This window comes from Phenylobacterium sp. (genome assembly GCF_030693625.1).
Taxonomy (GTDB): domain Bacteria; phylum Pseudomonadota; class Alphaproteobacteria; order Caulobacterales; family Caulobacteraceae; genus Phenylobacterium; species Phenylobacterium ferrooxidans.
On the sequence record NZ_JAUYAF010000076.1, the window covers coordinates 61,167 to 80,687 of the forward strand.

At 68.2% G+C, this 19,521-nt stretch carries 20 protein-coding genes; 6 read left to right on the forward strand and 14 right to left on the reverse strand.

The window, feature by feature from the left end:
• Window positions 1-144: 144 nt before the first annotated feature.
• Complete coding sequence (ptsP, locus tag Q8N10_RS18050) at window positions 145-2,409, reverse strand: phosphoenolpyruvate--protein phosphotransferase (RefSeq protein ID WP_304774624.1); 2,265 nt, start codon at window positions 2,407-2,409, stop codon at window positions 145-147.
• Between the two features lie 266 nt (window positions 2,410-2,675).
• On the opposite strand from ptsP, the gene Q8N10_RS18055 reads away from it, so the two are divergent.
• Window positions 2,676-3,467 (forward strand): DUF2189 domain-containing protein, encoded by a 792-nt coding sequence (locus tag Q8N10_RS18055; protein WP_304774626.1) that lies wholly within the window; start codon window positions 2,676-2,678, stop codon window positions 3,465-3,467.
• 26 nt (window positions 3,468-3,493) lie between these two features.
• Window positions 3,494-4,156, forward strand: a complete 663-nt coding sequence (locus Q8N10_RS18060) for a heme-binding protein (RefSeq protein ID WP_304774628.1) — start codon at window positions 3,494-3,496, stop codon at window positions 4,154-4,156.
• Window positions 4,157-4,239: 83 nt separating this feature from the next.
• Here the strand turns inward: Q8N10_RS18060 and Q8N10_RS18065 are convergent, their stop codons facing one another.
• From Q8N10_RS18065 to Q8N10_RS18110, 10 genes are all read right to left on the reverse strand, one after another.
• The gene (locus Q8N10_RS18065) at window positions 4,240-4,926 is read right to left on the reverse strand and encodes an ankyrin repeat domain-containing protein (RefSeq protein WP_304774630.1); all 687 of its coding nucleotides are present in this window, start codon (window positions 4,924-4,926) and stop codon (window positions 4,240-4,242) included.
• A gap of 68 nt (window positions 4,927-4,994) precedes the next feature.
• The gene (locus tag Q8N10_RS18070; RefSeq protein WP_304774632.1) at window positions 4,995-5,423 is read right to left on the reverse strand and encodes a BLUF domain-containing protein; all 429 of its coding nucleotides are present in this window, start codon (window positions 5,421-5,423) and stop codon (window positions 4,995-4,997) included.
• Between the two features lie 2 nt (window positions 5,424-5,425).
• Entirely contained in the window at window positions 5,426-6,136 is a 711-nt protein-coding gene (folE, locus tag Q8N10_RS18075) for a GTP cyclohydrolase I (RefSeq protein WP_304774634.1), read from the reverse strand.
• 385 nt (window positions 6,137-6,521) lie between these two features.
• A complete protein-coding gene (pyrC, locus tag Q8N10_RS18080; RefSeq protein WP_304774635.1) occupies window positions 6,522-7,661 on the reverse strand; it encodes a dihydroorotase in 1,140 nt (379 codons plus the stop codon).
• A 10-nt stretch (window positions 7,662-7,671) separates the two neighbouring features.
• A complete protein-coding gene (locus tag Q8N10_RS18085) occupies window positions 7,672-7,959 on the reverse strand; it encodes a zf-TFIIB domain-containing protein (protein ID WP_304774637.1) in 288 nt (95 codons plus the stop codon).
• Window positions 7,960-7,983: 24 nt separating this feature from the next.
• Window positions 7,984-8,727, reverse strand: coding sequence for a Bax inhibitor-1/YccA family protein (locus tag Q8N10_RS18090; RefSeq protein ID WP_304774639.1), 744 nt, complete (start codon window positions 8,725-8,727; stop codon window positions 7,984-7,986).
• Between the two features lie 25 nt (window positions 8,728-8,752).
• Window positions 8,753-9,745 carry a TerC family protein gene (locus Q8N10_RS18095; RefSeq protein WP_304774641.1) on the reverse strand — a complete coding sequence of 331 codons (993 nt, stop codon included), beginning with the start codon at window positions 9,743-9,745 and terminating at the stop codon, window positions 8,753-8,755.
• A 24-nt stretch (window positions 9,746-9,769) separates the two neighbouring features.
• The gene (locus Q8N10_RS18100) at window positions 9,770-9,916 is read right to left on the reverse strand and encodes a hypothetical protein (protein WP_304774643.1); all 147 of its coding nucleotides are present in this window, start codon (window positions 9,914-9,916) and stop codon (window positions 9,770-9,772) included.
• A 38-nt stretch (window positions 9,917-9,954) separates the two neighbouring features.
• Window positions 9,955-10,425 carry a tellurite resistance TerB family protein gene (locus tag Q8N10_RS18105; RefSeq protein WP_304774645.1) on the reverse strand — a complete coding sequence of 157 codons (471 nt, stop codon included), beginning with the start codon at window positions 10,423-10,425 and terminating at the stop codon, window positions 9,955-9,957.
• Between the two features lie 524 nt (window positions 10,426-10,949).
• A complete protein-coding gene (locus Q8N10_RS18110) occupies window positions 10,950-11,888 on the reverse strand; it encodes a LysR substrate-binding domain-containing protein (protein ID WP_305338146.1) in 939 nt (312 codons plus the stop codon).
• A 34-nt stretch (window positions 11,889-11,922) separates the two neighbouring features.
• On the opposite strand from Q8N10_RS18110, the gene Q8N10_RS18115 reads away from it, so the two are divergent.
• A complete protein-coding gene (locus Q8N10_RS18115) occupies window positions 11,923-12,915 on the forward strand; it encodes a sodium-dependent bicarbonate transport family permease (protein WP_304774648.1) in 993 nt (330 codons plus the stop codon).
• A gap of 159 nt (window positions 12,916-13,074) precedes the next feature.
• Window positions 13,075-14,811, forward strand: coding sequence for an alpha/beta hydrolase (locus Q8N10_RS18120; RefSeq protein ID WP_304774650.1), 1,737 nt, complete (start codon window positions 13,075-13,077; stop codon window positions 14,809-14,811).
• A gap of 39 nt (window positions 14,812-14,850) precedes the next feature.
• Here Q8N10_RS18120 and Q8N10_RS18125 read toward each other — a convergent pair whose 3' ends face one another.
• Complete coding sequence (locus Q8N10_RS18125; RefSeq protein ID WP_304774652.1) at window positions 14,851-15,246, reverse strand: RcnB family protein; 396 nt, start codon at window positions 15,244-15,246, stop codon at window positions 14,851-14,853.
• 65 nt (window positions 15,247-15,311) lie between these two features.
• Window positions 15,312-15,926 (reverse strand): metalloregulator ArsR/SmtB family transcription factor, encoded by a 615-nt coding sequence (locus Q8N10_RS18130; RefSeq protein ID WP_304774654.1) that lies wholly within the window; start codon window positions 15,924-15,926, stop codon window positions 15,312-15,314.
• A gap of 75 nt (window positions 15,927-16,001) precedes the next feature.
• Here Q8N10_RS18130 and Q8N10_RS18135 point away from each other — a divergent pair, with 75 nt between their 5' ends.
• The gene (locus tag Q8N10_RS18135) at window positions 16,002-17,393 is read left to right on the forward strand and encodes an MFS transporter (RefSeq protein WP_304774656.1); all 1,392 of its coding nucleotides are present in this window, start codon (window positions 16,002-16,004) and stop codon (window positions 17,391-17,393) included.
• Here Q8N10_RS18135 and Q8N10_RS18140 read toward each other — a convergent pair.
• On the reverse strand, window positions 17,390-18,640 hold the full coding sequence (locus tag Q8N10_RS18140) for an aspartate kinase (RefSeq protein WP_304774703.1): 1,251 nt from the start codon (window positions 18,638-18,640) through the stop codon (window positions 17,390-17,392). The two genes, Q8N10_RS18135 and Q8N10_RS18140, sit on opposite strands and share 4 nt — an antisense overlap.
• A 109-nt stretch (window positions 18,641-18,749) precedes the next feature.
• On the opposite strand from Q8N10_RS18140, the gene ubiG reads away from it, so the two are divergent.
• The gene (gene ubiG / locus Q8N10_RS18145) at window positions 18,750-19,502 is read left to right on the forward strand and encodes a bifunctional 2-polyprenyl-6-hydroxyphenol methylase/3-demethylubiquinol 3-O-methyltransferase UbiG (RefSeq protein WP_371133901.1); all 753 of its coding nucleotides are present in this window, start codon (window positions 18,750-18,752) and stop codon (window positions 19,500-19,502) included.
• Window positions 19,503-19,521 lie beyond the last annotated feature (19 nt).

Genomic DNA, 19,521 nt, shown 5'->3' on the forward strand with positions numbered 1-19,521 from the left:
AACCGGCGCACACGGGCGCGGGCTCGAATGAGAGCAATGATCGGGAAAGCGAGGCGCGCTGGGCGCCGCCCGGTCAGCTGTCTGTGGCCACGAATGAGTCCTCCAACGGGAGGGGAGAGCCTAAACCCGCGTCGCGTCGCGCGTCTAGATGGCGACGGAGGTCTTGCGCGCCAGGGTCTCGATCTCGTTGCGGATCGAGCCCGCCGAGCTCTTGATCAGGGCTGAAACCCCACGCCGGGCCGCCTCGCGGTCGCAGGACAGCACCATCTGCTTCACTGGCCCCAGGCCCGCCGGCGGCATGGACAGCCGCTCGAAGCCGAGCGCCACCAGGACGAAGGCCTCCAGGGGCCGGCCGGCCATCTCGCCGCAGACCGAGACCGGGGTGCCGGTCTCGGCGCAGGCCTGCTGGATCTGCTGCAGGGCCCGAAGCGCCGGCGGGGACAGGAAGTCGTAGCGGTCGGCCACGCGCGGGTTCCCCCGGTCGGCGGCGAACAGGTACTGCATCAGGTCGTTGGTCCCGACGCTGACGAAGTCGGTCATCGGCAGCAGGGCGTCCAGGTGCCAGATCAGCGACGGCGCCTCGATCATGGCCCCCACCTCCAGCCGCGAGGGCGCCGCGCGGCCCCGCCGCTGGGCCCAGGCGATTTCGTGGTCCACCAGGGCGCGCGCCGCCCGGAACTCGTCCACATTGGCCACCAGCGGGAACATGATCCGCAGCGGCCGGCCTCTGGCGGCGGCGATCAGCGCCCGCAGCTGCAGCCGCAGCAGGGCCGGCCGGTCCAGGCCCATGCGGATCGCCCGCCAGCCCAGGGCTGGATTGTCCTCCCGCTCGGCCTCGAGATAGGGCAGCACCTTGTCCCCGCCCAGGTCGAGCGTCCGGAAGGTCACCGCCAGGTCGCCGGCCGCGTCCATGACCCGCCCATAGAGGGCGGTCTGGGCGTTGAAGCGCGGCATCTCCTCGGCCACCATGAACTGGAACTCGGTGCGGAACAGGCCGATGCCCTCCGCCCCGGTCTCGGCCAGGATGTCCAGGTCGACGTCCAGGCCTGCGTTCATCAGCAGGGTGATCTTGGCGCCGTCGCGGGTGAAGGCCGGGGTGTCGCGCAGCTTGGCGAATTCCGCCCGCCGCTGGGTGCGCACCTCAAGCCTGGCCTGCAGCGCCTTGATGACGTCGGGCCGGGGCCGCAGATAGGCCTCGCCGGTCTCGGCGTCGACGATGACGGTGTCGCCCTCCGACACCTTGTCCCGCAGGCCCGCCAGCCGCCCCACGCAGGGGATGTCCAGCGCGCGGGCCACGATGGCCGCGTGGCTCGCCGCCGAGCCCTCCTCCAGCAAAAGGCCCTTCAGCTTGGTGCGGTCGTATTCCAGCAGGTCGGCGGGGCCCAGGTTGCGGGCGATCAGGATGGCGCCCTGGGGCAGGTCGCGAGTCTTGTGACCTTCGCCCGACAGGTGGCGCAGCAGCCGGTCGTTGAGGTCTTCCAGGTCGTGCAGGCGTTCGCGCAGATAGGGGTCGCGGGCCTGGCCCAGGCGGGCGCGGTGCTCTGAACGCACCCGCTCCACCGCCGCCTCGGCGGTCAGGCCGTTGCGCACCGCGTCCTCCAGGCTGCGGTTCCAGCCGCGGTCGTGGGCGAACATCCGGTAGGTGTCGAGCACCTCATAACTGGCTTCAACCAGCCCGTGCTGACCGTCCAGCATCTGGTCGATCTGGGCCTGCAGGCTGGCGACCGCGGTGGACAGCCGGATCTCCTCGGCCGCCACGTCGTCGCTCAGCAGCTTGGAGGTCGCCACCGGCGGCTCGTGCAGGACCACGACGCCCAGCGCCAGGCCGTCGGCGAACTTGGCGCCCTTCAGCCGCTCGGGGCGGTGGGGCACCAGCTCGGCGTTCTTCAGCGCGCCTTCGCTGGCCAGCTCGCTGCTGGCCACCATCTCGGCCAGCACCATGGCGACGATCTGCAGGTCCTCGACCTCGTCGTCGGAATAGACCCGCTCGGTGCGGTTCTGGACCACCAGCACGCCGATCACCCGCCCGCCGCGCAGCAGGGGCACTCCCATGAAGGCGTGGAACGGGTCTTCGCCGGTCTCGGGGCGGTAGGAGAAGGCCGGGTGGTTGGGGGCGTCCGACAGGTTCAGCGGCCGGCCCAGGCGCAGGATTTCGCCCACCAGGCCCTCGCCGGGCTTCAGCCGGGTGACGTGGACGGCGGTGGGATCCAGGCCCTCGGTGGCGAACAGCTCCATGTCGTTGGCGCCGCCGCGCATGTAGAGCGAGCAGACCTCGGCCACCATCGAGCGCGCGATGATGCGCACCACCATGTCCAGGCGTGACTGCGCGGGCCCGCCGCCGGCCAGCGCCTCGCGGATCTGCCGCAGCAGGCTCCGTTGTCCTCGAATGGCGATGCCTGGTGCGGCCATCGGCCCTGCGTCCCTCCCGAAACTCCCGCCCAGCCGGGCGGCCGCGGCCAGCCCGGCCGTCTTGACCGCTCCCTAGCAGCTTTGGACGTCGGAACGGAGACGGAAAAGCGTCGAGTGCACCCAGGAATGTCGCCGGTGGCGCAAGTTTGAGCGCGGGGACCGCGGGGCGATGACGCCCTTTGATCTGGCTCAATGCGGCCGGGGCCCTCCACACCCGACCCTGGGAGGGCCGCGGCGCAACGACGCCAGCGTGCGGGGGAGGGACCATGACGTCATCGGGCGGATTGCTGCGGGTGAGGCGGATCGGCATGGCCGCGCCGTTCCGCTGGCTTGGGGGCGCCTGGAAGGATCTCTGGCGCGCCTGGCCGCCCCTGCTGGCCTACGGCCTGGCGCTGGCGGCCTTCAGTGTGTGGATGACCCTGAGCTTCATAGCCACCGGCGGCGCCTTCTGGGTCTTCGCCCTGACCTGCGGTTTTGTCTTCGTGGCGCCCATGCTGGCCATGGGGCTCTACGAGGCCGGCGCCCTGCTGGCCCGTGGCGAGCGCCCGACGCTCGCCCGCATGCTGTTCGTGCCCCGGGCGCTCTCGGCCGACGTCGCCATCCTGGGGCTCGCCCTGCTGATGATCTTCTTCTTCTGGCTGCAGATCGCCCAGATCGTCTACGGGCTGTCGACCTGGGTCATCTACCGCACGGTGGAGACCCTGACGGCCTTCGCGCTCACCACGCCGGAGGGTCAGCGCATGCTGGTCGTCGGCTCGCTGATCGGCGGGGCCATCGCCTTCCTCACCTACTGCCTGGTGGTGGTCTCGGCCCCCATGCTGCTGGACCGGGGGACCAGCGTCTTCGCCGCCACCATCACCAGCTTCCGCGCCGTGGCCGCCAATTTCGGACCGATGATCGTCTGGGCCCTGCTGATCGCGGCCCTGACCCTGTCGACCATCCTCACCGGCTTCCTGGCCCTGGTGATCGTCTTCCCCTGGCTCGGCCTGGCCACCTGGCGCGCCTATGGTGAGTTGGTGGAGGCTCCGGACGCATCCACGGTGGGGCCGGCTCCGTAGCTGGTCACAGACGAGGAGACGGGCAGATGGCCAATGCGTTTGAGCTGGGCGCGGCGATCCTGGGGGGCCTGGGCGCCTTGGTGGGGATCCGCGCGGGGACCGAACAGCCGCGCTACACCGTTGTCGAGCGGCTCGGAGACTTGGAGGTTCGCCACTACGGCCCTCGGCTCGCCGCAGAAGCCACCGTGTCGGGTTCAGCCACGGCGGCGCGCAGCGCTGGTTTCGAGGCGGTGGCCGGCTACATCTTCGGCGCCAACACCGCCAAGTCCTCCATCGCCATGACCGCGCCGGTGGCCCAGAGCGCGGCGGGCGGTTCCCAGACCATCGCCATGACCGCCCCGGTGACCCAGACCGCCGACGGGGCGGGGTCCTGGAAGGTGCAGTTCATCATGCCGGCCCGCTACACGCGGGCCACCCTGCCGGTCCCCACCAGCGACAAGGTCTCAATCGTCGAGCTGCCGGCCCAGGACTACGCCGTCCTACGGTTCTCCGGCTCGCGCAGCGGCCCGGCGGTGGCGCGCCGCACTGACCAGCTCGCCAGCGCCCTGGCGGGCCAGGGCTGGAAGGCCACCGGCCCGCCCACCGCCTGGTTCTATGACCCGCCCTGGACCCCATCCTTCCTGCGCCGCAGTGAGGTCGCCGCCCCGGTGAAGCGGGCCGGCCAGCCGGGTTCTGCAGCGTCCCGGTGATCTGGTAGCCTGGCGGCGCGCCGAAGGCCGTTCCTGAGGCGCCTCGGCGCCAGCGTCCGCGTTCGTGGGCCGCGGCCCGGTCTTCACTTCACCGCGCCGTGGGCCATCAACAGGGCCTGGACCTCGCGGCACGCGGCCTGCTTGGGTGGATCGTCGTTATAGTATTCGGGGTGCAGGCGCCCCAGCACGGTCTCCCCGGCCGAGCGGAGATTAGGCGAGGCGCCGTGGTTTAGCAGTACCCGGACCATGGGCAGCTGGCAGAAGCGGCCGGAGTCGGCCAGGGCCGTGTTGCCGAACCTGTCCTGCGCGTCGACCGGAAAGCCGTGGTCCAGTAGCAGCTGGGCAATAGCCGCCCCCTCGGCCTCGGAGATGAAGCCGGGGGTGTTGGCGGCGACATGGCTCAGGGTCGAGGCGCCGTTCTTGTCGCGGGCGCCGACCTTAGCGCCCCTGGCGATCAGCAGCCGCGCCGCCGCCGCGCTCTTCACCGAGATGATCGGGGTCTGGCCCTGATAGCCGTGCGAGTCGTTGGCGTCGGCGCCGGCCGCCAGCAGGGCCTCCAGGGCGCCGAGATTGTTCTTCGAAACCGCCGTGTGGATGGGGTGGTAGCCGTACTCGCATGACGCAGTTAGGCTGGCCACGCCCGCCAGCCGCGCCTTGACCTGCGCGCTCGATCCCCCGGCCGCGGCCTGGCAGATGGGGATGGTCTCCTGGGCCGCCGCCGGGCCGGCGAGGAGACCAACGGCGAGCCCGAGGTAGGCGAGGTGGCGCATGGCGTCCTCCAGGAGGGTTGCGCTCAGCCTACACCGGATCCGCAAGCTCGTCGAACGACGTTGTGTCGTTACTCGGGCCGGTTGAGGATCGCGGCCGTGGCCACCATCTCCCCCAGCAGGGCCATGGTCGCCGCGCCGGAGCAGTCGAAGGGGTCCAATTCCACGCGCTTGAAGTACTTCAGCAGCAGGGCGGGGTTGAGCTTGGCGATGCTCACCTGGCCCATGGTCCAGTTGCCGAACCTACGCTCGGAGATCTCCTCGTAGGTCAGCAGCCGGACCTGCTGGTGGCGGTCGTCCCGGACGATGGCGTTGAACAGCTCGCAGACCTCGTCGCGGCCGCCCTCGATCACCTGGATGAACAGGTTCTCCGACACACACAGCAGGCCGGTGATCCCGAGCGCCGGGTTGTTCTTGCGCGACTGCTCCAGGATCAGGTCCAGGCCAGGACCCTGGAGAGCGGCCGACGGGCGGCTGGCGTACAGGCAGCGAACGAGCATCCTCAGCTCCGGTGCTTCAGCAGCGAGAGGAACTCGCTGCGCAGGTTGTGGTCCTTCAGGAAGGAGCCGCGCATGACGCTGTTGATCATCATGGTCTCGTTGTCCTTCACGCCGCGCCAGTGCATGCAGAAGTGATCGGCCTCCATCACCACGGCCAGGCCGTCGGGGCGCACCTTTTCCATCAGCAGGTCGGCCATCTGGGTGATGGCCTCCTCCTGGATCTGCGGCCGTGACATCACCCACTCGGCCAGGCGGGAATATTTCGACAGGCCGATCAGGTTGGAGTGCTCGTTGGGCATCAACCCCACCCACAGCTTGCCCATGATCGGACAGAAGTGGTGGCTGCAGGCGCTGCGGATGGTGATCGGCCCCACGATCATCAGCTCGTTCAGGGCCTCGGCGTTGGGGAATTCGGTGACCGGCGGGGCCGGGGCGTAGCGCCCTCGAAACACCTCGGTCAGGTACATCTTGGCGACCCGCTTGGCGGTCTCCTGGGTGTTGTGATCGCTCTGGGTGTCGATCACCAGGCTGTCGAGCACGCCCTTGAACTTCCCCTCCACCTCGGCCAGCAGCGCCTCAAGTTCCCCGGGCTCCAGGAAGGCGGAGATGTTGTCATTGGCGTGGAAGCGCTTCTTGGAGGCCTTCAGCCGGGCGCGGATCCTCGCGGAAACCGGCTGCGCGTCGGGCGCGTCATTGACAGGCGTCTTGGTCACCGGGTCTCCACTCCTGAACTCTGGGCGCGGGCGCGCGCGGTCTCTGGCGAGGCCTCCGCTCCGACGCCCAATCGATACGATGGCCAAGCTGTTCCAGATGCAACCTCCACCGGAGGACTAAATCGCGGCCGGTCCTGCGGAGATTTCCTGGGGATCGCCGAGATGTTCGGCGTGGTCCGGGTTCGGGTGGACCCGTGCGGCGGGGTGACAAGACGCATTGCGCCGGGATCCGGAAATCTCTGGGCCCCCTCGCCCAACACTATTGATCGGCTGGTTGTCGGGCGACGGCCGTCTGTTTCAGCCCGATAGGGGGCGACTCTGGGGCAAGCGCCCGAGTTCTGTGGGCTGTTTATTCGCCAACCGGATGGAGGAGGAAAGGGACCGGTCAGCCAGCTTGACCGTTCGGCTCGTCTTCGCGCCCGAGGAGCGCCAGACCTGCTTTGCGTCTTGTTCGCAAGCCCCTTTGCTCTGCGAGGCCTGCAAAGCGCCAGGGCAGCGTCTCGCTGGCATGGTATGGGACGAACTCCTCCGACGCTTCCATGAGCTTCGCGGGCACATCGACCGATCGCCGTTCGAGAACGATCTGATCGCTATTTGGAGCAAGGCCGTAGAAGGCCGGTCCGTACTCAGATGCAAACCCCTCAAGGCGATGCAGAGCCCCTTCCTCTTCGAAGGTCATGGCGTAACTCTCGATCGCAAACGGGGCGTTGAAGATGCCGGCGCAACCACATGCCGATTCCTTCTGCCCGACCGAATGCGGCGCAGAGTCCGTGCCCAGGAAGAACTTCGGTGATCCCGACGTCGCCGCGCGCCGAAGCGCGAGACGGTGCGACTCGCGCTTCGGCACAGGCAGGCAATAGTGATGCGGTCGGACCCCGCCCTCAAACATCGCATTGCGGTTCATTCGAAGGTGATGGGGAGTGATCGTCGCCGCAAGATTTGGTCCGCCGCCGATGACAAACGAGACCGCGTCCGCGGTCGTGATGTGCTCGAAAACCGTCTTGAGCCCTGGGAAGGCGACGTTGATTTTGGAGAAAACCCGCTCAATGAAGACAGCTTCGCGATCGAAGATGTCGATGGTCGGGTCTGTGACCTCACCGTGAATCAGAAGGGGCATGCCGATGCGCTGCATGCGCTCCAGGACGGGAAACACTTTGTAGATATCGGTGACACCATGTTCCGCGTTCGTTGTGGCGTGCGCCGGATAGAGCTTACAGGCGGCGAACACCTTTCTGGCGAAGCCTCGGGCTATTTCGCCGGGGTCGGCCTCATCGGTGAGGTAGCAGACCATCAGCGGGTCGAACCTCAAGGCGGGATCGACAGCCTGCCTGATCCGCTGGCGATAGGCTTCAGCGGCCGCAACGGTCAAGATCGGTGGAACGAGATTTGGCATGACGATGGCGCGCCGGAACTGCCGCGCCGTATAGGACGCGACAGCCGACAGCACATCGCCGTCGCGCAGATGGACATGCCAATCGTCCGGTCGCCTCAGGACGAGGCGGTCGTGCTGGGACGGCAGAGTCATGGACGGTGCATCAATCAAAAATGTCGAAGATGTCGCGACGCTTCTTCTTGCGATAGCCGTCGTCGTCGCGGTCGTATCGGCCTGGGTTCTCCGAACGGTATTCACTGGGCGCTGGTCGCTGATACCCGGGCGCAGAAGGCGCCGGACGCCCTGGCGCCTCTCCGGAGGTTATGAGTTTCTCCAGTTCGCCGCGGTCTAGCCAGACGCCACGACAGGTGGGGCACATGTCGAATTCGACCCCGTCGCGGTTAACGGTCGTCATCGCGGCGTTGTCGTTCGGGCACAGAAGCAGCGGCATAGCTTGGTCTCCCAAGAAAAGGCGTCAGCGCCGCTGGCCGAGGAAAGTCAGCAGAAACTGGAACAGGTTCACGAAGTCGAGGTAGAGGCTCAGCGCCCCAAAGCTTGTCGCGGAGCCCAGCGCGGCCTTGTCGCCACCGAGCTGGTAGTAGGTCAGCTTCAGGCGTTGGGTGTCATGGGCGGTCAGACCAGCGAAAATGAGCACACCAATGCCGCTGATCATCAGCATCAACAGCGATGACTGCAGCACGAGGTTGACCAGACTGGCGATGAGCAGACCGACGACGCCCATGATCAGGAAAGCGCCGATGCCGGTCAGGTCACGCTTTGTGGTGTAGCCATAGAGGCTAAGCGCGCCAAAGGCCGTGGCGGTGACCAGAAAGGTCGAGGCCAAGCTCTGACCTGTGTACCGCAAGGCCAGCGCGCCGAACGATGCGCCGATCAGCGCCACGACCGTCCAGTAGAGGGCGCTAGCGGTCCTCGCGGACGCGTTCCGCATCAGGAAGGCCGAGCCCAGCAGGACCATGAGCGGTGCGAACACGAGGATCGTTCCCGCCAGGGTGTAGCCCGAGAGACGTCCGTCCGAGACGACGAACAGGGCGTTGCGCGCCGGCGCCCAGGCGGAGGTGGCCCAGGCCAGGCCCGCCGAGACCAGAAGGCCAAGGGCCATCTTATTGTAGACGCCCAGCATGAACCCCCGCAGCCCGGCGTCGATCGCCATGTTGGGCCGGGTCAGGGCCTGGTCCAGGGTCGGATTCAATTTTTCCATGGGAAGCTCCCTTCAAGGGTTAGGACTAAGCTGCGGGTGGGGTTACTGCAGCGACCCCCGGCCGGGTTCGCCAGAGCGACCAGATGACGCCTGTGGCGAGGATGGCGAAGGTGACACCCAGGGAGATGGCGGGCGGGAACTTCGTCCATCCCAGCAGGTCGGCGACAAAGATCTTCGAGCCGATAAAGATCAGCAGCACAGCCAGAGCCTGCTTCAAATAGGCGAAGCGATGGATGATGGCCGCGAGGGCGAAATACAGCGCCCGCAGGCCAAGGATCGCGAAGATGTTGGAGGTGTAGATGATGTAGGGGTCCGTGGTGATCGCGAAGATCGCCGGCACGGAGTCCACCGCGAAGATCACGTCGGCGACCTCGATGAACAGCAGCGCCATGAACACGGGCGTCACATAGGTCGCGGGACGGCCGGTTTTCTGATCCGGCAGCCTGACGAAGAAGCGTTCTCCATGCAGCTCGTCAGTGACTCGCAGTCGGCGGCGCAGGAAGCGCAGCAGCGGGTTATCCCCCAGGCTGTGAGACTTGTCGGCCATGGCGATCATCTTCACGCCGGTCGCGATCAGGAAGACCGCAAAGACATACAGGAGCCAGGAGAACTCCGCGACCAGCGCGGCGCCGCCGGCGATCATGATGGCGCGAAGAATAATGACGCCAAGGATACCCCAGAACAGCACCCGGTGCTGATACTTCTGGGGAATAGCAAAGTATCCGAAAATCATCGCGATGACGAAGACGTTGTCCATCGCCAGGCTTTTCTCAACCACGAACCCGGTCAGGTATTCGATGCCGGATTGGGCGCCGAGCGTGAACCAGACCCATCCCCCGAAGCCGACACCGAGCGTCAGGTAGCCAAGCGACATCAGCAGGCTTTCGCGGACGCCGATTTCGCGGTGTTTTCGGTGCAGAACACCGAGATCGAGCACCAGCAGCACGACGACGAGTGCGAGGAAGCTCGCCCACATCCACACCGGCTTTGACAGAAAGTCCTGAGTCAGAAAGTCCATGAAGTCTCCGGGGCGCGTCGGTGATCAGACGCGGATGTCGAACGTGTGCGGGCTCACGCGACGCAAGGTCGTGTGGTCACTGACGGTGTTGACAGGCTCGACCGGACGCTCGGTCGAAACACTGCGATGACCTGCGGCCTGACCAACGGTTTGCGTCAGCTGGGCGGCCATGGCCGCAGTCCAGTAAGGTATGGCGGGAGGTCCGATCCTCATGGCTGACGACCTTGATCCGCCACGATTTCGAACGTGGCAGGCTCTAGATTCAGCAGGTCGCAGAGCCGCAGGACGACATCGCGCTCTTCGGCGTCGAAGCCGCCGTCAGCCTCGGCGACCGCGCAGGCGGTCTCAACCAGCAACCGTGAGGGGCCTGGTCGACCAGCGAGACGTCTTACGGCTGCCTCGGCCGCCGCGACGCCATCGTCGAGATCCCGATCAAAGCGTTCGTTGAGGCTCTCGAGGCCCAGCAGGACCTCCTGAACGCCAAACACGGCGACAGCCGGCGATCTGCGCATGCGTTCGACCGTGCGCTGGCGTTCATCCGGTGTGACCCAGCCATCAGCCTGCGCCACGAGGGCGCAGGCCGCGATGAGGGCATCCATTTCGACCTCGTCGCCTGGAGTCCAGACGTCGGTCGCCGAGATGGCGGGGGGAGTTCGATGCTTTTGGGTGGCAAATGTCATGGGCGCCTCCTGAGCGGTCCAGATTCTTGATGGATAGCGGGCTAGCGTCTGCGCGACCTGACCGGCTGAAGGGCGAGGGCGCGGCCCCACATGGAGGGGCGCAGCGTCGGCTGCCCGCTGTACCGCCAAAGCCCGGCGCCCGGAGGTTTTTCCTGGCTGGTGCGGCGAACCGTGCGGCGTTGGCGCCTGACCCTGGGAGGGGTGAGCGCGGCCTGCACCAGCAGCCGCAGGCGACGCAGCCGCGCAAGTATGATGGACAACATGGAGCCACTCCTTCTCGAGGAGGGCGCGCTCGACGCTGGCGCGTCGGTGTTCGACTGGGAGAGAGAAACCGGACCCCATCATCGAGCGCACCCGATGCGATCCGACATCACGATCACGATGATCGTCAGAGGGGCCCGGGCCGCATCAGGAGGATGTCAAATCCGGCTCCCGATCGCCAATGAGAATGCGCGATGAAGCCCATAAGGCTCGCTTATGGACCTTGGAATTGAGCGCCCGCCACGGCCGTGGCATGGGCGGGGTCAGGGTCCCGTCGCGCCCCGCTCGAGGGTGCGCAGGACCTCCTGGGCCAACAGCTTTGCGGGGCCGTCGGTCGCACCGCGCGCGATGACCAGGGCGATCTCGCTGTCAGCCAGCTTGGGGAGCGGTTCGCCGAGGACGATGAGCTCACGCGGCGCCATGGCCAGCGGTAGCACGCCGACACCCAGGCCCGCCCGCAGGGCCGCCATCTGGCCGGCGAGGCTGGGGGAGGTGAAGGCGGCGCGGAAGGGGATATCGGCCTGCTGCAAGGCCGCCAGGGCGCGTTTGCGATAGATGTCCGGCGCGGGGGCGATGATCAACGGCAGGGGCTGCGTCTCAAGAATCGCGGCGTCCTGCGCCACCCACACGAGTGGCTCACGCCAGACGCGAACCCCGAGCTCCGGACCGACGGGCTCTCGCTTGATAAGCGCCAGATCCAGCAGGCCGCGCGACAGTTGGTCCAGAAGGTTCGCCGTGTAGTCCGCCGTCACCGCGAGTGTGATGCGCGGATGACTGCGCGCGAAGCCGCCCAGGATGGCCGGCAGATGCAGCGTGGCGATGTCCTCTGGCGCGCCGAACCGCACTTCGCCTTCGAGGTCGCCCTCACCGAGGCTCGCGACGATCTCGTCATTCACGCGGAGCAACCGTCGCGCCTGCGGCAGCAGGGCGGCGCCTTCTAGGGTGAGGCTGATGGACTTGCCGGTCCGGTCGATGAGGGGTGCGCGAAGCTGGCCTTCCAGGCGCCGGATCTGCAGGCTTACGGCCGGTTGCGTCCGCCCCAACAGCGCCGCGGCCCGGGTGAAGCTGGCGGTCTCCACCACAGCGACGAAGGCGCGCAGCAGCTCCAGGTCGAGGTTCACCAGACGGTGCGGCATTTCATAACCATTCGTTATGTCGGCCATGACTGAAATAAACTGGAGTGAGGTCGAGGTCGAGGCCAAAGAGCGCGCGCTTCAACCCCCTGAATGGTGACCCATGCTCGAATCCGCGCCCGGCCTCGCTTTGCTGATGACCCCGGCGGTTCTGTTCTTCCTGCTCGGCGCCGGAGCGGCCTTTGCGAAATCAGACCTTGCCGTGCCGGAACCGGTGGCCAAGTCGGTGGCGCTCTATCTGATGCTGTGCATCGGGTTCAAAGGCGGGGCGGAGGCCAGGACGGCCGGTCTTGACGGCGATTTCCTGATGGCGGCCGGCCTCGGCGTCGCGCTCAGTGCGCTGCTGCCGCTCGTCGCCTACGGCTTACTCAAGCATATCTCGCGTCTCGACCATCCGACGATCTGCGCCCACGCGGCGACCTACGGCTCGGTCTCAGTCGTCACCTTCGCAGCGGGAGAGGCCTACCTGGTCGCACAAGGCCTGGCGCCGGGGCGTTACATGGCCGCGGTCCTCGCCCTTATGGAGGCGCCCGCGATCCTGACGGCGCTGCTGCTGCTGAATCGCTCGGCCGCGGGTCCGTCCGGTCGCCCAGGCGGCGCCCTGGGGCAGGTGGGTGTCATGAGGGAAGTCGTGTTCGGCGCCGCCACCGTCATGCTGCTTGGCAGCTTCATGGTCGGCTTGGTTTCGGGACCGCCGGGCCTCGCCAAGCTCGATGTCTTTGTCGGTCCGCTGTTTCAAGGGGCCCTCTGCTTCTTCCTGCTCGATACGGGTCTGGTCGCGGCCCGCAGGTTGATGGCTGGCGGCCGGAAACTGACGCCCCCTCTCCTCGGCTTCGCCATAGGGTTTCCGTTGCTGTCTGCGGTCTTGTGCCTCCTTGTCTCCCGATGGGCGGGTCTCGCCGTTGGCGACGGGGCGCTTCTGGCGATCCTGGCCGGATCGGCCTCCTACATCGCCGTCCCCGCGGCGATGCGGCTCGCGGCGCCGCAGGCGGATGCGGGGGTCTATGTGACCTCCTCCCTGGCAGTGACGTTTCCGTTCAATCTGACCCTCGGCATCGCGATCTACGCGGCCGCCGCGACGTGGATCTGGCGCTGAGACCTCGTCACCGAGCCTCCGGTCCGACGGCATCTCTCCAGCCTAGGACGCTCGCGGGGGACCGCCTCGGGCTGACCACTGCGCTTGGCGCCGCTCACCATGGACGGATCACCCTCGCCACCGCCATAGTCTCCCCAACAACCGTCTGGGGAGGCGACGATGCTGCGCAAATACGGGCTGCTGGCCCTGGGGCTGATCCTGATCCTGGCGGGCTCGCTCCTCGCCCATGCCGTCCAGACGACGAACGGCGTCACGGTCACCGATGTGCGGTTTCCGGGCGACAAGGGGGTGGTCATGAGCGGGTTGCTCTACCGCCCGGCCTCTGCCACGGCGGCGACGCCAGCGCCCGCGATCCTGGCCAGCCACGGCTATATCAACACCCGCGAGATGCAGAGCGCCTTCGCCATCGAGCTGTCGCGGCGCGGCTTCGTGGTGCTGGCCATGGACATGACCGGGCACGGTGGGTCCGGCGCCGCCGTCGGCCAGCAGGGCTTTGGCGGGCCGGCCGCCCTGCGCCACCTGCGCGGCCTGGACTTCGTGGACACCGCCAATATCGGCCTGGAGGGCCACAGCCTGGGGGGCGGTCCCGTGGTGGCCGCCGCCGAGTCGGCGCCGGACGGCTACAAGGCCGTGGTGCTGGAGGGCTCGACGCCGGCCATCGGGGCGGTGTTCGGCGCAGCGGCCCAGGGCCAGCTTCGCAACCTCGCCATCGTGTTTGGCCAGTACGACGAGTTCGCCCCCCTGATGTGGCAGGTCGCCAAGGGGGGCGACGTGGAAACCTCGAAATCCCTGCAGGCCATGTTCGGGTCGGCGGGCCCCGTGGTGGAGGGCCGCATCTATGGTGACCCCGCCGCCGGGACCGCCCGGGTGCTGCACAACCCCCCCATCACCCACCCGTGGGAGCACTTCTCCTCCGCTGGGGTCGGCCACGCCGTGGACTGGTTCCAGACGCAGCTCTCGGGCGCGGCGCGGCCCCTACCGCCGGGCGATCAGATCTGGATCTGGAAGGAGGTCGGCACGGGGGTGGGCTTCCTGGGCTTTGTCATCCTGCTGCTGGGAACCTTCCAGGCGCTGCTGCGCCTGCCGGTGTTGGCCGCCCTGGCGCGGCCGGCCGAGCCCGCCGGGACCGAGCGTGGCGGCAAGTGGTGGCTGGCGGCCATGCTGACCGCCGTGGTCCCGGCCGCCACCTTCTTCACCTTCATGGAGATCGGGAACCTGTTTTTCCCCATGAAGCTGTTCCCGCAGTTCATCACCAATCAGCTGCTGGTCTGGGCCCTGCTGAACGCGGTCCTCACCCTGGGGCTCGCCCTGTTCCTCAAGGGCGGCAAGGGCGCCTTCACCACCGACTGGCCGCGCGCCATCGCCATCGCCGTGGCCACCGTGGCGGTGGGCTACCTGTCGCTGGCCGCCGTCGATGCGGCGTTCCAGGTGGATTACCGGTTCTGGGTCCTGGGGCTGAAGCCCCTGGACGGACCCCACGCTCTGATGGCGCTGGCCTACCTGCCGCTCTGGACGCTGTTCTTCCTGGTGTCCCTGCGGGCTCTGCACGCCAACCTGGCGGTGCGCGGCGAGGGAGCGGGCCGCGCCTATCTGACCGCGGCCCTGGCCATGAGCCTGGGCTTTGTCCTGCTGCTGGCCATCCAATACGGCAGCCTGCTGACCACCGGCCAGTTGGCCGTGCCGCAGCAGCCGCTGAACACCATCGTGGCCATCCAGTTCGTGCCGCTGCTGGCCATGGTGGGCGTGATCGCCGCCTTCACCTATCGCCGCACCAACAGCTACGTCCCCGGAGCCCTGATCTGCGCCCTGGTGATCTGCTGGTACGTGACCGCGGGCACCGCCACCCACTGGTCGCCGGAGTTCCGGCTGCCGGGCGCGGCGGCGGCGTCGAAGTAGAGCCGCAGCGCGCCGGGATGCCCCGGCGCGCGTCGGTCTCTAGCGGATCAGGGCGGAAACGACTTCGGAGATCAGGCCGGTGCGGGTCTGGGCCAGGTAGTACTGGTTGTCCACCTGCACCCAGCGATAGCCGGCCGGCGCGGTCCTCAATTGGTACGCGCTGGGGTCGGCCACGTAGTTGGACGGCTTCACATAGCTCAAGGGCAGCCTCTGGCCCTGACGGTAGAGCTTCTTGTACTGGCCGGGGGGCATGCCGCCCGGCTTCTTGGCCAGGCCCGGCGGGGTCCAGGCGCCGCCATTGTCGTGGCGATAGTCCTGATGGCCCTTGTCGTGACCCTTCTTGTGGCCTTGCCCGTGACCGCCGGGTTCTGCGTGGGCGGCGATGGGCGCCAGGGCCAGGGTGGCGACGGCGGCGGCGGCGAGCAGGTTTTTCATTCTTATGTCCTTGGAGGTGGTCCCTCAGGGCTCTCAACGCAGAGCTTCACCGAAGGTTCGCCGACCTAGACCATAATCCGGTAGGCACATCGTCGCGCCCCCGCCAGGATGTGCTCCAGCCGCTCCACCCGGGCCGGCGCCAGCAGCATCTGGAACAGCGAAAGCTCGGCGCGGCAGAAGCCCTGGCAGGCCGCCGCCGCCGCGCAGATCGGGCAGTGGTTCTCGATCAGCAGGTAGGACCCGTCCGCCTGCAGGCTCCACTCGGCCATGTAGCCCTCGGCCGCCCGCAGCTGGGCCAGCTTGGCGAGCCTGGCCTCTAGGCCTGCGTCGGGCAGGGCGGCCCGGTAGCCGTCCGCCACCACCCGCTCGCGCCGCGCGATCAGCCGGTCCAGCACGGCGGGGCCGAACTCGGCCCGCACCGCCTCGATCAGGTCCACCGTCATCTGGGCGTGGGTGTCGGGAAAGCGGCCGTGGCCCTTGGGGGTCAGGGACCAGGACCGCCGGGGCCGCCCCACCCCGGCCCGCGCCGTCGCGTGCTCCACCAGCCCCTCGGCGGCCAGCTTCTCCAGGGATTGCAGCGCCGCCTGCCGGCTGATCGCGAGCGCGCCGGCAAGCTCCAGGGTCCGGCTGGGACCCCGGGTCTTGATCTGGAACAGCAGGTCGTCGGGCGTGCTTCGCATTTGACAACCAATCTATTGCAAATCCTCATGGCCCCGTCTAGTCAGGCCTGCATTCGCCCTGTTGAGCCTGTCGAAATGGAACCTGCCCAAGCCCAGGACGGAAGCTGGTCCGACGTCGTCGCCGACGGCCGGCTGCCGCTGTTCGCCCTGATCTGCCTGGGCGTTTGGCTGGGCGCCGCCGACAGCCTGGTGACCGCCACCATCATGCCCAGCGTCGGCGCCGACCTGGGCGGCTACGCCTATTTCGGCTGGGCCACGGCGGGCTACCTGCTGGGCTCGGTCCTGGCGGGCGCGAGCTCGGGCCTGCTGGCCCAGCGCTACGGACTGCGCCGCGCCACCGCCTGCGCGGCCCTGCTCTACGCCTTCGGCTGCGCCCTCAGCGCCGCAGGCCCCGACATGGCCAGCTTCCTGATCGGCCGCCTGCTCCAGGGGATCGGCGGCGGCTGGGTCACCGGCTTCTGCGCGGTGGCCATCGGCCTGCTCTTCCCCAACCGCCTGCTGCCCCGGGTCTATGCCGCCATCACTGGAGTCTGGGGGATCGCCAGCCTGGTGGGGCCCATGATCGGCGGGGTCTTCGCCGACGCCGGGAACTGGCGCGGGGTCTTCTGGTTCTTCGCCGTCCAGGCCGTCGCCGTGGCCATCGCCGCCTTCGCCATGCTGCCCAAGGGCCAGGACGGCCAGCGGGGCCAGGGCGTCGCCTGGGGTCAGCTTGGCCTGATCGCCGCCGGGGTCGTGGCCATCGGCGCGGCCGACATCGCCGGGACCTTCGGACGCTCAGCGGTGCTGACGGCCGTGGGGGTCGTCTTCCTGCTGGCCATGGTCTGGCTGGACGAGCGCGCCGTCGTCCGCCTGCTCCCCAGGGGCTCGAGCTCCCTGCGCACCGTTCCGGGCTCCGGCTACGCCACCATGTTCCTGCTGACGGCCGCCTCCATGGGCTACGCCATCTACGGTCCTGCGATCCTGCAGCAGCTCGCCGGTTTGTCTGCCCTGACCGCCGGCTATGTGATCGCGGGAGAGGCGGCGGCCTGGACCCTCGCGGGTCTGGCCGTCGCCCATCTCACCGGTCGCTGGCCGGGACGCCTGATCCTGGCCGGCGCGGCGCTGGCCACCCTGGGCGTGGGCGCCAGCGCGCTGCTCTTCCCCACGGGTTCGGTGCTGGGGATCGTCCTGGCCGGTGCGGCCCTGGGCGCGGGCTTTGGCCTGTCCTGGGCCTTCATGAGCCAGGCCATCCTGGAGGCCCTGCCAGACGAGGAGCGGGCCATCGGGGCGGCGGCCATGACAACGGTGCGCCTGACCGGCTCAGCCGCCGGCGCGGCCATGGCCGGCGCCGTCGCCAATCTGGTGGGCTTCTCGCACGGCCTCAGCGAGGCGACCGCCAAGTCGGCCGGCGTCTGGGTCTTCGTCGCCGCCCTGCCGGTGGCGCTGGCGGGCGTCTGGACCGCGCGGCGCCTGGCCAGGCTCCGCTAGAGCTGGTCCAGGCCGTAGGCCGCGTGCAGGGCCCGCACTGCCAGCTCGGTATAGGCCGCGTCGATCAGGACGCTGATCTTGATCTCGCTGGTCGAGATGACCTGGATGTTGACGCCCTTCTCGGCCAGGGCTCCGAACATGGTCTTGGCGACTCCGGTGTGGCTGCGCATGCCCACCCCGATCACCGAGACCTTGGCGACGTCCTCGTTCACCTTGACGTCTTCGAAGCCGATTTTCGGCTGGGCGGCGCGCACGATCTCCACGGCGCGGGCGGCGTCGCGCTTGCCCACCGTGAACTCCATGTTGGCGGTGTCGGCGGTGCGGGCGTGGCTCTGGACGATCATGTCCACATTGACGTTGGCGTCGGCCAGGGCGCCGAAGATCGCCGAGGATACCCCGGGGTGGTCGGGCAGGCCGTACAGCGTGATCTTGGCCTCGTCGCGGCTATAGGCGACCCCGCTCACGATGCGCTTTTCCATGATCTCTTCCTCGTCGCACACGATGGTGCCTTGGCCGGGCGCTTCGCCGGGCTCGACAAAACTGGACAGCACCCGCACCGGCACGTTCTTGGCCATGGCGAGTTCGACGGAGCGGGTCTGCAGGACCTTGGCGCCCAGGGACGCCATCTCCAGCATCTCCTCGTAGGAGATCTTGCTGAGCTTGCGGGCCTTGCTCTCGATCCGCGGGTCGGTGGTGTAGACGCCGTCGACGTCGGTGTAGATATCGCAGCGGATGGCCTTCACGGCCGCCGCGATGGCCACGGCGCTGGTGTCGGAGCCCCCGCGCCCGAGGGTGGCGATGCGGCCATCGCGGGTGACGCCCTGGAAGCCCGCGATCACCGCCACCTGGCCCTTGTCCATGGCCTCGATGAGGTTCTCGGAGGGGACGTCGTCTATACGGGCGCGGCCGTGGGCGTCGTCGGCGATGATCGGGATCTGCCAGCCCATCCAGGACCGCGCCGGGACACCCATGTTGCGCAGGGTCATGGCCAGCAGGCCGGCGGTCACCTGCTCGCCCGAGGCCACAACGACATCGTACTCGTCGTCGGAGGGCTCAAGCCCTTGGGCCGCGGCGCCCGCGCCATCGGTCCAGGCCACCAGCTCATTGGTCTTGCCGGACATGGCCGAGACCACCACGGCCACCTGATGGCCCGCGGCCACCTCGGCGGCCACCAGCCGACCCACGCGCCGGATGCGCTCGAGGTCAGCGACGGACGTACCGCCGAATTTCATCACCAGCCGGGACATGGGCGTGGTCACAAGCTCCTTGAGGGGAGAGGGAAGGGCCGCGTTCTAGCGACGCTCGGCCCCCGGAGCAACGCCGGGCTTCGCGTCAGCGCGGTTGGCGGATAGAAGGATGCCCATGACCGTCGCTTCCAGCATCGACCCCGAAGACGTCGAACGCTTCTCCCGCATCGCCGCCGAATGGTGGGATCCGAAGGGCAAGTTCGCGCCGCTGCACAAGTTCAACCCCGTGCGCCTGGCCTTCATCCGCGAGCAGGCCCTTGTCCGCTTTGGCCGCGACCGCCAGGCCCGCAAGCCCTTCGAGGGCCTGAAGCTGCTGGATATCGGCTGCGGTGGCGGCCTGCTCAGCGAGCCGATGACCCGCCTGGGCTTTTCCGTCACCGGCGTCGACGCCTCGGAGCGCAACATCGGCACGGCCAGCGCCCACGCGGCCGAACAGAAGCTCGTCATCGACTACCGCGCCGGCACGGCGGAGGGCCTGGAGGCCGAGGGGGCTGGCCCCTTCGACCTGATCCTCAACATGGAGGTGATCGAGCACGTGGCTGATCCCGGCGCCTATCTGCGCAGCTGCGCCCAGCTGCTGGCGCCGGGGGGGATCATGATCGTCGCCACCTTGAACCGGACCTTGAAGGCCCTGGCCCTGGCCAAGGTCGGGGCCGAGTACATCCTGCGTTGGCTGCCGGCCGGCACCCACGACTGGCGCAAGTTCCTGACGCCCGATGAGCTGCGCGGGTTTCTGGCCGCCGAGCCGGTGAGCGTCGAGGGGCCCTATGGCGTGGTCTTCAACCCCCTGACCGGTCGCTGGTCTCAGGCCCGCGACAGCGAGGTCAACTACATGATGACGGTGACCCGGGCGGCGCCCTGATTTTTGAGAACCCGAAGAC